10 protein-coding genes and 1 pseudogene are annotated in these 12,233 nt (G+C 71.2%); 6 read left to right on the top strand and 5 right to left on the bottom strand.

Annotated features, from left to right (window positions below; translation table 11 throughout):
• Nucleotides 1-24: 24 nt before the first annotated feature.
• Complete coding sequence (locus tag ACZ7HT_RS16240) at nucleotides 25-708, top strand: maleylpyruvate isomerase family mycothiol-dependent enzyme (protein ID WP_471165532.1); 684 nt, start codon at nucleotides 25-27, stop codon at nucleotides 706-708.
• 64 nt (nucleotides 709-772) lie between these two features.
• Here ACZ7HT_RS16240 and ACZ7HT_RS16235 read toward each other — a convergent pair whose 3' ends face one another.
• From ACZ7HT_RS16235 to ACZ7HT_RS16220, 4 genes are all read right to left on the bottom strand, one after another.
• Nucleotides 773-1,165, bottom strand: coding sequence for an LppU/SCO3897 family protein (locus ACZ7HT_RS16235; protein ID WP_471165530.1), 393 nt, complete (start codon nucleotides 1,163-1,165; stop codon nucleotides 773-775).
• Between the two features lie 126 nt (nucleotides 1,166-1,291).
• Entirely contained in the window at nucleotides 1,292-2,893 is a 1,602-nt protein-coding gene (locus ACZ7HT_RS16230; RefSeq protein WP_471165527.1) for a protein kinase domain-containing protein, read from the bottom strand.
• Nucleotides 2,890-3,486: a hypothetical protein gene (locus ACZ7HT_RS16225; protein ID WP_471165524.1), complete on the bottom strand. Its 597-nt coding sequence runs from the start codon at nucleotides 3,484-3,486 to the stop codon at nucleotides 2,890-2,892. Before ACZ7HT_RS16225 ends, ACZ7HT_RS16230 begins: the two co-directional genes overlap by 4 nt.
• Nucleotides 3,487-3,609: 123 nt before the next feature.
• Entirely contained in the window at nucleotides 3,610-5,664 is a 2,055-nt protein-coding gene (locus tag ACZ7HT_RS16220; RefSeq protein ID WP_471165731.1) for an N-6 DNA methylase, read from the bottom strand.
• Nucleotides 5,665-5,916: 252 nt separating this feature from the next.
• Between ACZ7HT_RS16220 and ACZ7HT_RS16215 the strand changes: the two genes are divergently transcribed.
• Both ACZ7HT_RS16215 and ACZ7HT_RS16210 read left to right on the top strand, forming a co-directional pair.
• The gene (locus ACZ7HT_RS16215; RefSeq protein ID WP_471165521.1) at nucleotides 5,917-6,705 is read left to right on the top strand and encodes a DUF4190 domain-containing protein; all 789 of its coding nucleotides are present in this window, start codon (nucleotides 5,917-5,919) and stop codon (nucleotides 6,703-6,705) included.
• Between the two features lie 93 nt (nucleotides 6,706-6,798).
• Nucleotides 6,799-7,551, top strand: a complete 753-nt coding sequence (locus tag ACZ7HT_RS16210; RefSeq protein ID WP_471165518.1) for a hypothetical protein — start codon at nucleotides 6,799-6,801, stop codon at nucleotides 7,549-7,551.
• An 83-nt stretch (nucleotides 7,552-7,634) separates the two neighbouring features.
• On the opposite strand, the pseudogene ACZ7HT_RS16205 reads toward ACZ7HT_RS16210, so the two are convergent.
• Nucleotides 7,635-8,075, bottom strand: a pseudogene (locus ACZ7HT_RS16205) (HNH endonuclease family protein); the annotation flags it as partial.
• A gap of 91 nt (nucleotides 8,076-8,166) precedes the next feature.
• Between ACZ7HT_RS16205 and ACZ7HT_RS16200 the strand changes: the two are divergent.
• The 3 genes from ACZ7HT_RS16200 (at nucleotide 8,167) to ACZ7HT_RS16190 (ending at nucleotide 12,115) form a co-directional block, all read left to right on the top strand.
• On the top strand, nucleotides 8,167-9,321 hold the full coding sequence (locus tag ACZ7HT_RS16200; protein WP_471165516.1) for a tyrosine-type recombinase/integrase: 1,155 nt from the start codon (nucleotides 8,167-8,169) through the stop codon (nucleotides 9,319-9,321).
• 122 nt (nucleotides 9,322-9,443) lie between these two features.
• Nucleotides 9,444-11,519, top strand: a complete 2,076-nt coding sequence (locus ACZ7HT_RS16195) for a tyrosine-type recombinase/integrase (protein WP_471165513.1) — start codon at nucleotides 9,444-9,446, stop codon at nucleotides 11,517-11,519.
• Nucleotides 11,516-12,115, top strand: coding sequence for a DUF6262 family protein (locus ACZ7HT_RS16190; protein ID WP_471165511.1), 600 nt, complete (start codon nucleotides 11,516-11,518; stop codon nucleotides 12,113-12,115). Before ACZ7HT_RS16195 ends, ACZ7HT_RS16190 begins: the two co-directional genes overlap by 4 nt.
• Nucleotides 12,116-12,233: the final 118 nt, after the last annotated feature.

Below are 12,233 nucleotides of genomic sequence, written 5' to 3'. Positions count from 1 at the left end.
CTCCGTCCCGCCGACGCTTGACGCATGGGACACACCTCGGGAACCACGCCCCGCCGCACCGACGCCCACACCGGCCTCGTCGCCGATGCCATCGCCGGCGAACGCCGAGAACTCGCCGACCTGTTGGACGCGCTGCCCGAGGAGAGCTGGGACGCCCCCACCCTGTGCGGGGACTGGCGGGTGCGCGAGGTCGCGGCCCACATGTCGCTCGGATTCCGGTACTCCCTGCCGAGGACCGCCCTCGAACTCCTCAAGGCCGGCGGGCGGCTGCACCGGATGACCGACCGCTGCGCCCGCCGGGACGCCGCCGCGTACCCGCCCCGCGCGCTCGCCGGCTTCCTCCGGGACAACGCCCGCCACCCCTGGACGCCGCCGGTCGGCGGGGCGGTCGCCGCGCTGGGTCACGACGTCGTCCACGGCCTCGACGTCACCGTCGCCCTCGGCCACGGCCGCCGCGTCCCCGAGGACCGGCTGCGGATCCTCCTGGACGCCCTCGACGCCCGGACGGTGCGGTTCTTCCGCGCGGACCTCGCCGGTGTACGGCTCCAGGCCACCGACCTCGACTGGTCGTACGGCACCGGCTCCCCCGTCTCCGGCGAGGCCCGGCACCTGCTGCTCCTCGCCTACGGGCGCAAGGTCCCCGCCGGGCTCCTGCGGGGCGAGCACGCCGGCCGGTTCACCGTCGCGCGGGGCCTGGACGGGGAGTGACACGGCAGAAGGGCCGGAACCCGACGGGTTCCGGCCCTTCCTTTGCGTTTCGGGAAGCGCGCGATTACTTCGCGGCGACCGAGTTCAGGCAGAGGACGAACTTCTCCGCGTCCCACTGCTGCGCGAGCGCGACCTCGCCGACCTCACCGCACTTGTCGGTGTCGAAGGTGTCGTCGACGACCTTGGCGACCTTGTAGAGGTGGGCCTTGCCGGACGAGCAGTCCTCGGTGTCGACCTTGGGGTCGTTGTCGGGACCGGTGACGGTGACGCACTCGCCGGCCTTCGCGTGCACCGGGGTGTCGCCCGTGAGGTACGGGATGCCGAGCTTGACGGCGACGCCGATGATGAGGACGACGATGAACCCGCCGACCTTCTTCAGGAGGGCGGCGCCCTTCTTCGCGGGCGCCGGGGCGGCGGGCTGCTGCTCGGGGGTGAAGGGAGCGGGAGGCGTCGTCATGGGGATTCCTTGCGGGGCGCGGACATGATCAGACGCGAACGTTACATGCGCTAAAACAGGCAAAAAGGATCACGAAGATCCACTTCCGGATCAGTTGCCGAGTCGTGACCCTGACACCTCGCCAGGTCACCGACCCAGCCGCCGCTGATGGTCGAGAGCCCGCCGCAGATCCACCGGAAGCGGGTGATACGGGCCGTAGGCGCGCTCCGCGTCGAACAGCAGCCGCTGGAGCTCCTCCTGACCGGCCGTATGCTCACCCACCGCCAGGAGCAGCAGCCCGATCCGCTGCCGGATGTCGAAGGCCCGGGCCGGATCCCCCTCGTAGTACGGCAGGACCGCGCGGAACTCCACGAGCGCCGCGGCCGTCTCCCCCAGCTGCTCCAGGCACAGCGCCGTGTCGTAACGGAACTGCAGGAACTGAGGGTCGGCCGGACCCGCCTCCGCGCCGCGCTCCTCCGCGAGCCGGCGCAACTCCGGCAGCGCGCGCCGGTACTGGCCGTCGTCCATCAGCGTCGACGCGTACTGCTTGCGCAGGATCCGGACGACCGGCGACCCTTCGCCGTGCTCGGCCGCCGCCGCGGGCAGGATCGCGCCGAGCAGGTCCACGGCCTGGGTGAGCGAGCCCTCGCCGAGCAGCCGCTTCACCTCTTCGACGGCACCGGCCACGTCCGGCCGCGCGGGCGCCCCGCTCCCGTACACCCGGGGGTCGGCACGAGGATCGGTACGGGGGTCCGGCTGCGTACGCGGAGGCGCCGACGGCACCGGCGGGACCGGGACCTTGACCGGCACCGGCGGAACCCCCGCGGTCCTCGCCGAAGGCCGCTCCGGCCAGGGCGCGTGCGGGCGCAGGAACGGCCGGGTCGGGTCCATCGGCCCCGCCGGGGCGCCGCGCGCGGGGAGCAGCGGCAGCAGGTGCTCGTACACCTCGTGGGCGCCGGACGGCCGCGCCTGCGGGTCCTTGGCGAGCAGCCGCAGGACCAGCGCTTCGAGCACCTCGGGGACCTCGGGCCGCAGCTGCCGGAGCGGCGCGGGCGGCTCGTACAGATGGCGGTGCAGCACACCGAGCGCCGTGGATCCGGCGAACGGCACGTTCCCGCTGAGGAGTTCGTGGAGCAGGACGCCGAGCGCGTACAGGTCGGTGGACGGGCCGACGGCGCCGCCCATGGCCTGCTCCGGCGCCATGTACGCCGGGCTGCCGATGGGCGAACCGGTCTGCGTGAGCCGGGTGGTGTCGGTGTCCAGGACGGAGGCGACGCCCAGATCGAGGACGAGCACCGTGCCGTCCGGGCGGATCATCACGTTCCGCGGCTTGAGGTCGCGGTGCACGATCGGCACCGCGTGCACGGCGGCGAGCACCGCGCACAGCTGCGCGGCGACGCTGACCGCCCACTCCCAGGGATACGGGTCGTGCTCGGCCAGGTGGTCGGCGAGGTCCGCGCCCTGCACGTACTGCATGACGAGGTAGAGGTCGTCGCCGTCGCTGCCCGCGTCGTGCACGGTCACCAGGCCGGGGTGGTCGACCTGCGCGGTCACCCGGCACTCGCGCACGAAGCGGCGCCGCAGTTCCTCGGCGGCGGTGGCAGGGCCGGTCATGGTGGCCGGCCGGAGCAGCTTCACCGCGACCCGGCGGTCGAGCCGCCCGTCGTACGCCGTCCAGACCTGCCCCATCCCGCCCTGCCCGATGACGGTGGCGAGCTCGTAACGCCCGCCGATGACCCGCCCGTTCACGCGCGACCGTCGTCTTCCCTCTGGTGCCGCAGCAGGTCGCTCAGCTCGTCGAGCTCGGCGCGGACCTGCTCGATGCGGTGCCCGGGAACGGCGGGCGGCTGGGGCGGCTGGACGGCCGGGGACGGGACGACCGGCGGCGGGACGACCGGGTGGGCGTACGGGTTGGGGCTCCCCGGGCTCGGGACCGTGACGGCGGCACCGGGGTCGTACCCCGGCGGGAGGAACCCGGGAGCCGCGACGCCGGGCCGGTCCAGGCGACGGATCTCGGTCACCAGGTAGTACGTGATCGAGCCCGCCACCAGGGCGACCATGATGCCGACGGCGACGAAGGACTCCGTGGTCGTGGGCTCCTCGTCGCCGGTGACGCCCGCGTACGTGAAGAGGCCCGCCGCCACCAGGAACGTCAGGCCGCACAGCACCCAGTCCAGCGCCCTGCGGGTGACGATCGCGAGCCGCAGCATCGGCGCCCAGGCCAGGAAACCGCAGCTCAGCAGCGCGAGGACGGAGAAGAGGACGAGCAGCGCGATACGGCCGCCGGAGGCGGGGCTCTTCGACGGCTGCGGAACCTGCGGGGCCTGCGGAGGGCCGTACATCCTGCTGCTCCTGCTCGGACGGATCCCCGGGACGGATCGGGGTGCGGAGACGAGCGTATACACCCCTGCGGACAACGGTTCCGGGATACCCGGAACCGTTGCCGAACAGATCACAAGCGGGCCCTACGGAGCCACCGTGCCGTCCGCCAGGCCGTCGTACAGGCCCTGGACCAGCTGGTCGCCGAGGCGCGCGGCCAGCCGCAGCGACTCCTCGAACTCGGCGAGCGCCCGGAACCGCTCGCCGAACCTGCGCTGTTCGGCCAGGGGCAGGCGCGGCAGCTGGAGGCGGCGCACGTCGAGCCGGGTCGCGGTGGACGCGTAGCTGCTGGCCTGCCGGGTGTTGGCGGTGGCCCGGAGGAATCCGGCCAGGAACCAGGGGTCGAGGGCCGCCGGATCGGGGCGGAGCAGCTGGAGGTTGCGGCCGAGCGCGGCGCCCTCCGCGGAGGCGTCGACGACCCGGACGGCGGTGCCGCCGCCGAGGACCGGGACGACGACGTCCCCGGCCGCGAGCAGGACCGGCTCCTCGGGCGGGCCGTCGGGCAGGCTCCCGGAGGGCGGCTGGGCGGCGAGGACGTCGTGGTCGGTGAGGACGGCGACCGGTGTGGCGGCGGGGGTCGTGCCCACGCCGCCCGCGCGCAGGACCAGGGCGCCGGCGCGGGCCAGTTCGCCGACGGTGGTCGTGGGCCGGCCCGTCCCGGCGCCGGACGCCGGGTCGGTCAGGGGCGGCGGGGTCAGTTCACGGGTCCGGTGCAGCGTCTCAGTGAGCCGCTCGCGCACCGCGGCCAGCTGCGCCACGCCCTCGGCGGCGGCCGGCGGCGGCAGATGGCGGGCGGGGGCCAGGTCGACGTCGTCGTCGAGGAGTTCGATGACGGGCACGGAACGGCTCGCGCCCGGGGTCCCGGCGAGGGTCCCGTCCCGGTCGAAGGGCGTCCAGGCGTCCAGTACGGCGGAGTGGACGGCCGGCCAGTCGAGCCGGTCGCGGCCCTCCCGGCCAGGACCCGCCTGCTCGGAGGCGGTGTCGACGAGGAGGAGTTCGCCCGGGGGGCGCTCGCCCTGGACGGGCCTGCGCAGCACCCAGAGGTGGAGCGGGATGCCGTACGGCGGTGCGGCGCCGGCCGGGAGGGCGACGACCGCGCGCAGGGCGCCCCGGCGGAGCAGATCGGCCCGGATGCGGCGGCCGGAGCGGCGGGAGGCGGCGGCGGGGGGCATGAGCAGGACGGCGGTGCCGCCGGGGCGGAGGCGGGCCAGGGCGTGCTGGACCCAGGCGAGTTCGGACTCCGTGCGGGCCGGGAAGCCGTACTCCCAGCGCGGGTCGTAGGCCAGCTCGTCGTGGCCCCAGTTCCGCTCGTTGAACGGCGGGTGGCACAGGACGGCGTCCGCCGCCAGCGTCGGGAACGCGTCGGCGCGCAGGCTGTCGCCGGACCGGACCCGGATGTCGGCGTCGGTGGCGAGCGCCAGGCGCAGGGCGGTGAGCGCGGCGAGGTCGTGGTCGGCGTCCTGGCCGCAGACGGCGCCGGGCCGCTCGACCGCGCTCAGCAGGCCGCCGGTCCCGGAGGCGGGATCGAGGACGGTGAGCGGGGCGCCGTCGTGCCCCCTCCTCGGAGTCGCCGCGAGCGCCGCCATGAGGGCGGCGGGGCCGGGCGGGGTGAGCGTGTACTGCCGGGGGTTGGCGTCCAGGTGACGGCCGAGCAGGAACTCGAAGGCCCCCCGGGCCCCGGTCTCGGCCGCGAGCTCGGCGGCCCCGCGCAGGAGCGGGACGGAGGCGGCGAGCGCGGGGGCGGTGGGGGTGAGGACGGCCCGCTCGGGGCCGAGCCGCTCGGTGAGCGTCTCCTCCAGGGCGACGGGCAGCACCTCCGCGAGCCGCGCGTCGGGGAGATCGGCGAGCGCGGGCCAGGCCGCGGACCTGTCCCGTACGAGGAGGAGGGCGCAGCCCGCGTGGACGAGGGCGGTGACGGCGCCGGCCGGGTGGCCCGCGACCTGCTGCCAGACGCGCTCCTTGAGCGGGACCTCCGCCAGCTTGCCCTGGGCGCGGAGCCATTCCTCGACGTCCGCGAGGGCGAAGGACGGGCTGGTCTCCGTACCGCCGACGGGCTTGGGGAAGTCGGCGTGGCGGCGACGCCAATTGCTGACGGCGGCCCGGCCGACCCCGGCGAGCCGCGCGATCCCGGCGGCGGTCACCTCGGCGGTGGGCTGCTCCGCCGCACCACCCGACCGCTCCGCACCCGCCTCTGCTGCGTTCTCCGGCACGTGACCCAACTCCCCTGTGGCTCGCCCTGTGGCTGTGACACCAATCCTAGCGACGAACGCGCGCCACACCCTTTCACAGTGTGAGTCGACCCCTTTTCCGTGAATCGTGTTGACTCGGTTCACAAGCTCTGCTGTGATTGACCCATCGCACCAGACATCGTCTCCGTCCGGGAGGACACACCCATGTCGTACGACACCCAGGTCCCGCCCGCCGCCCCGCGGGTCATGCGCAACGGCCTCGGCACCGCGGCCCTGATCCTCGGCATCATCGGCACGATCTCGGGCTTCATGCCGTTCCTGTTCTGGCTGGCCGGCATCCTCGGCGTGATCGCGCTGATCCTGGGGCTCGTCGGCAGGGGCCGCGTGAAGCGCGGCGAGGCGAGCAACAAGGGAGTGGCGCTCACCGGCGCGATCCTGGGCCTCGTCTCCCTGATCCTCTCGGTCGTCGGCATCGTCATCGTGGTCACGGCCGTCAGCGACGCCGTCGACCAGATCGACAAGGGGATCAAGGACTCGGCCCCGAAGGACCCGGCGGGCAAGGCCCCGGCGGGCGACGCCGGCAAGGCCGGCAAGAAGGGCCAGGGCCTGGCGGACGGCGACAGCTCCGTCTACGACGACGACCTCACGGTCACGGTGGCGGACCCGAAGCCGTACTCCCCCGACGAGTACGCGATGGGCCACACCAAGGGCAACAAGGCCTACCAGGTCACCGTCGTCATCGAGAACAAGGGCAAGGAGAAGTTCGACACCGCCCTCGTCAGCCTGAGCGCCACCGCCGGCAAGAACGGCGTCGCGGCCGAGGAGATCTACGACAACAAGGTCGGCAAGGGCTTCGAGGGCACCATCATGCCTGGCAAGAAGGCCACCGTCACCGTCGCCTTCGACGCCCCCAAGGACGCCAAGAACCTGACCGTCGAGGTCAACCCCGGCTTCACGTACGACGCCTCGCAGTGGGAACTGAAGATCGGCTGACCCACGCCGGACCCGCACCACGCCGGACCCGCGCCACCTGGACCGGGGCCCTTCGGGGCCCCACCCCCGTACCACCGCCTCGGAGACGCCCCCATGCACGCCCAGCCCCGCACCCGCACCCGCCGCACCGCCGTCACGGCCGTCCTGTGCGCCGCCTTCGCCCTCGGCACCGCCGCCTGCGGCCCGGCCTCGGACGACGCGAAGCCGGCCGGGCCCTTCGGGGGGATGACCGGTTCGCAGATCGTCGACAAGGCCTTCGCGGCGACGAAGGCGGCGAAGGCCGTGACCGCGGACGTCGACCTGAAGTCCAAGGAACCGAGGAAGGGCTACCTCTCGCTCGACACCCAGGGGAAGTGCGCCGGCACGCTGACCCAGGGCAAGGTCGACACGGCCGAGCTGATCAAGGCCGACGACAAGAGCGTCTACCTGCGCTTCGACGAGGCCTTCCTGCGCGAGCAGGTCAAGGACGAGAGCCCCGAGGTGCAGGAGGCCACCGTCAAGGAGCTCAGGGGCCGCTGGATGAAGGCGCCCGTCTCCGACCCCGACAACAAGGACATGCTGGCGCTCTGCGACCTGAACAAGCTCCTCGGCAGGTTCGAGCGGGGCGCGAGCGGCATCGTGAAGGGCGCGGAGACCACGGTCGGCGGCCAGAAGGCGCTGGCCCTGACCGAGTCGGGCGACGGCGGCAAGAGCAGCACGGTCTACGTGGCCACGCAGGGCACCCCGTACGTCCTGGAGATCGTCATGAAGGGCGGCGACGAACCGGGGACGATCACCTTCTCGAAGCACGGCAAGCCGGTCGACGCGAAGGCCCCGGCACCGAAGGACGTCGCCGTCACCGGCTGACCCATATACGTGACAGGGCCGTTACCCGGGGGGGGAACGGCCCTCTCACCTGTCGTGCCGGACGCGTCGGATCCGGCGAGGCCCTAGGGGAGCCTCTGCTGCGGGCAGGTGCCGAGGACCCGCTTCATCGCGTCCCGCTCCCCCGCCGTCACCCACACCCCGTACTTCTTCTTCACCGCGACCTGCCGGGCCACGTACGTGCAGCGGTAGGCCCGGTTCGGCGGCAGCCAGGTGGCGGCGTCGCCGTCGGACTTGCGGCGGTTGGTCGCCGCGTCGACGGCGAGCAGGTTGAGCGGGTCGTTGGCGAAGCGGCGCCGGGTCTCGCCGTCCCACTTCCCCGCCCCCTTCTGCCAGGCGTCGGAGAGCGCGACGACATGGTCGATGTCGACCTTGGAGCGGCCCCGGACGTAGCGGACGGTGGCGCCGGTGTACGGGTCGTCGGTGAGGGTCCCGGAGGCGACCTTGCAGCGGCCGCCCGTGAAGCGGACGCCGGTCAGGTCGCGCTTGAGTATGTCGTCGCGGGTTATCTGCATGCCTTGCTTCCTTGTGAGAGACGTGAGTGACAGCCGTGCCCTCCCTTTGTGTCTCGCCGTTATCAGTCATGCCAAGAGGCACATGAGCGACATGCTCGAACAAGGGGAGGACCCCGCGATGCTGCGAACGGAGAAGGCTGTCTCACCCACCACGGGAGAGGTCACCTGGTTACTCGTCGACGAGGAGACCTATCGGCCTCATCCCGAGGTACGGGAGTTCTCGCTCTATCTGCGGGGCGCCGGACGCTCGCCACAGACGCAGCGCGCCTACATTCCTCGGATCGGGCGCTTCCTCAACTGGTGTGCCGGGCGGGGTGCTGACTGGAAAACCGCCGGCCTCGGCGACATGACGAGATTCAAGTTCCATATCGAGCGAACGCCTGTCCGACAGGGACAGTCGCCCTCGGGGAAGACGGTCAATGCCGTTCTCACCGCTGTCTGCGAGTTCCTGCGGTTCTGCGCCGTCCAGGGGCATGTGGAGCATGAGGTCGCCGCACGCCTGAGTGAGCCACGCTTCCTGACCTCGCCGCCCAGCGGCTTCGACCCGGGGGAAGGGGGCCAGCACCTCATGATCAAGGTTCGCGTCCTGAAGGCGCCGCAGATCGAAACGGCACCCGCAATTCTCACTCATCCTCAGGTCAGGGAGGTGCTGGAGACAGCCCGTTCAGCCCGAGATCGGCTGCTCCTGACGGTGCTCGTCGAAGGGGGCCTGCGGATCGGCGAGGCTCTCGGACTGCGGCGGGAGGACATGCACCTGTTGCCCGACTCGACACATCTGGGGTGCCGTACGCGAGGCGCCCATCTCCATGTCCGCCCCAGGCAGGACAACGTGAACGGCGCACGAGCGAAGGCAGGCCGCCATCGGGTAGTGCCACTGACTGAAGTTGCCGTGCACAGGTACCGCGACCATCTTTCGGAGCGGGAGAAAGTGCCCGAAGCCGCCAGTTGCGACTACGTGTTCGTGAACCTCGCCGGCGCGTACGTGGGTAGGCCGATGACGTACTCCAACGCCAAGCAGATCGTCGAGCGGATCGGGAAGCGTTGCGGCTTCCGCACCCGTCCGCACATGTTGCGGCACACCGCAGCAACGCGATGGATTCGCAGCGGAGTCTCACCGGACGTCGTCCAGACGCTGCTGGGCCATGCTTCATCAGCGAGCACCGCCGTCTATCTGCACGCCCAGGACGAGGAGCTCCGAGCTGCTGTCGAGCGTGTCTCGCCGGAGGCGATCCGATGAGGCAGGGGGCCGACTCGGCTGTCGTCTCGCTGCCACTCCAAGCGGATACGTCTTGGGCTTCGTGGCTCACGGAACGCCTGGTGTCTGGGTGGCGAGCGGCCGAGTGGGACGAGGGCGCACTGTTGTTCACCGCAGTCCCCGGCAACCCCGCGACCAGCGTGTTCATCTGCAGGGTGGCGGCGTGCTCCACGCACGTTGCCCATAACGGCGGCCGCTGCAGCGCCTGCAGCAGAGCGCGCTGGTCGCGGGGGAACCCGTCCGACTTCGACGCAACCTACGTACCCGACACCGCACGCCGTCGCCCCAATGTCTCGACCGGGTCCCTTCCTGGAGTTTCCCAGTTCTCGCTCAGCGAGGTCTCCTCGGCGGTACGGCGGGAGATCCAGTACGGGATTCAGCAGCGCGACGCCGCGGGGATCAACCTCGTGCCCCAGCGTGTCCGGCGTATGGTCGCCGCTCTCCCCTCCCCATTGCCGACGCTCCTGGATCTGGACGAGTCGTTCGTGCGGGAGCTGCCGGCGGAACTCGCGGGGATGCTGAACGGGATCCTCCAGCACGTCCGGCGTGCGCGCTTGGAGTACGAGGGCACCGATCCGACATCGGGAGATGTCTGGGAATGCTCCCTTGTGGGACTCGCCGCCGGTCCAGGGCGCACATACACGGCCATGCACGGCGTGATCGACTTCCGTCCGGTCCGCCAGCCATGGCTGCGTGAACTGGTGAAGGACTACGGCCGTGCGGTGCGCCCCAATGTCATCGAGTTCCGGCAAACCGTGTACGCCGCGACACTCGCCTCAGCGGCGCTGACCGATCGCCCCCACGGTGATGCACCGGAGAGGTTGTCGATGGCGGACATGAGCGCCGTGGTGGATGCGTTCCGCATCGCCAAGCGTCCGGAGAACGGTCACGACTACTCAACGAGCCACCGGCGGTCACTGCTGCGCCTGTGGCGCGCGTTCCTCGAGTACGTACGACAGGCCGGGCTGATGGACCACATTCCCGGCGGCTTCGCGCTGAACCCGAAATTCCACACCATCGCTGCGGTCGAGATCTCCGAGGACGAGATCGGCCGTGCCATCCCGGAGCATGTCATCTCACAGCTCGACGCTCACATCGAACTGCTCGGCACATCGACAGCGTACGAAAGCGGTGGCTGGACTGCCGCGGACTTCGCGCGGATGTACCAAGTTGCTTACAAGGTCCTTCGAGACACCGGTCGGCGCCCTGGCGAGGTCACCAGCCTGCGCCGCGACTGTCTGCAGTGGATCGACGGCAAACCGACTCTGATCTACGACAACCACAAGCGACGCCGACACGGCCGCCGCTTGCCCATCACCGAGGCGACCGCCCAGGAGATCGAGTCCTGGCAGAAGGCGCTTCAGCGGATGCCACCGGTACCTGCATGCGAGCAGTGGTTGTTCCCGTCACCAGGTCAGCGCAACCGGCCCCGGCGTGGGCACCTCACCCCTGCGCAGTTCTGCAACAGGATCTTCCGTGCCTGGGTCGACGAGGTCATTCCCGTGCTCGTGGACGAGCGCCTCGGCGACGACGGTGAGCCTCTCCCCTACGACCGCGCCCAGATCGTCCCGTACGGCTTCCGTCACGCCTACGCCCAACGCCACGCGGACGCGGGTACTCGCCCCGATGTCCTCCGGGAACTCATGGACCACCGGTCGCTGGACGTCACCATGGGGTACTACAAGGTCTCCCTCAGCCGGAAACAGGAAGCCGTGCGGACGGTCGCGGCGCTCGCCGTCGACCGGCACGGGGAATCCCGTGGCTTCAGCGACCCACTGGCCTACGAGGTGGAGAGCGTCGGGGTTCCGTACGGCGGCTGCACCGAACCGAGCAACGTCAAGGCCGGAGGCGGGCACTGCCGCATCCGCTTCCAGTGCGCCGGCTGCGACTTCTACCGGCCCGACCCCTCCTACCTACCGGCCCTGGAACAGCAGATCGCGGACCTGCGGTCCGACAAGGAGGCCGCTCTGGCGATGGAGGCAGCGGACTGGGTTGTTCGCAATCTCGACGACCAGATCCGCGCGTACTCGAAGTCGGCGGACGAAATGCGGAGGAAGCTCAATGCGCTGCCTCCCGAGGAGCGGGCCGCCGTCGAATCCGCCTCACGCGAGCTCCGCAAGGCACGCTCCGCAGCGGCCTTCGTCCCCTTGCAGGCACTCACGACACGGAGCCCCGAATGAAGAGTCCCTCCGCTTCCGGCAGCAACGACCGGAGCGCACGGGTCGAGCGCCTGCGCGCCAGCCGCGCCAGGGACAGCGAGGAGAAGACCAAGCGCGCGATCGATGCAGTGGACGGCCTTCTCCGCTCGGGAAGGCGTATCACTGTCAGCCAGGTGGCGCGGGACGCAGCGGTGTCCACATGGTTCATCTACAACCAGCCCCGGGTACACCAGGCCGTTCAGGACGGCATCACCGCCCAGCGAGAGCTGGTACGTCAGGACGCCCCCGTTCCGGCGGCGCGACAGGTGTCTCCTGCCGGGCTGCAGACGGATCTCGCCTTGGCACGCGAAGAGATCAAGGACCTCAAGAGAGAACGCGACCGACTCCTGAACCGGGTCCGGCTGTCTCTCGGTGCCGAGCTGGACGGAGTGGACCAGAACGAACTGATCCAACGGGTGCAACAACTGGAACAGCGGAACACCGCCCTGAACGAGGAGCTGTCAGAGGGCAGAAATCGGATCGCCGCCCTGGAGGGCAGGCTCAGTGAGACGGAAGACGATCTCACCGCCGCCCGGGCCAGTCTCCGCCGCGCCATGCGGGCCGTTCCGTCCCCGTAGCCTGCGCTGCACGACCGCGTCTCGCGACTGTCCGGCCGGCCCCCATGCCGTCGGCCGGACGGCCACGAGGGACGTCTGCACGGTGGTCAGGATTTCACCGAAGCAATTGCGGGGCTTG

The sequence above is a fragment of the Streptomyces sp. NPDC037410 genome (genome assembly GCF_055602235.1).
This window is presented reverse-complemented; position numbering and strand designations above follow the sequence as displayed.

Bases quoted from the DNA above. Each gene is read 5' to 3' on its own strand.
- ACZ7HT_RS16240 (WP_471165532.1), top strand. From the start codon at position 25: ATGGGACACACCTCGGGAACCACGCCCCGCCGCACCGACGCCCACACC.
- ACZ7HT_RS16235 (WP_471165530.1), bottom strand. From the start codon at position 1,165: ATGACGACGCCTCCCGCTCCCTTCACCCCCGAGCAGCAGCCCGCCGCC.
- ACZ7HT_RS16225 (WP_471165524.1), bottom strand. From the start codon at position 3,486: ATGTACGGCCCTCCGCAGGCCCCGCAGGTTCCGCAGCCGTCGAAGAGC.
- ACZ7HT_RS16215 (WP_471165521.1), top strand. From the start codon at position 5,917: ATGTCGTACGACACCCAGGTCCCGCCCGCCGCCCCGCGGGTCATGCGC.
- ACZ7HT_RS16210 (WP_471165518.1), top strand. From the start codon at position 6,799: ATGCACGCCCAGCCCCGCACCCGCACCCGCCGCACCGCCGTCACGGCC.
- ACZ7HT_RS16200 (WP_471165516.1), top strand. From the start codon at position 8,167: ATGAGCGACATGCTCGAACAAGGGGAGGACCCCGCGATGCTGCGAACG.
- ACZ7HT_RS16190 (WP_471165511.1), top strand. From the start codon at position 11,516: ATGAAGAGTCCCTCCGCTTCCGGCAGCAACGACCGGAGCGCACGGGTC.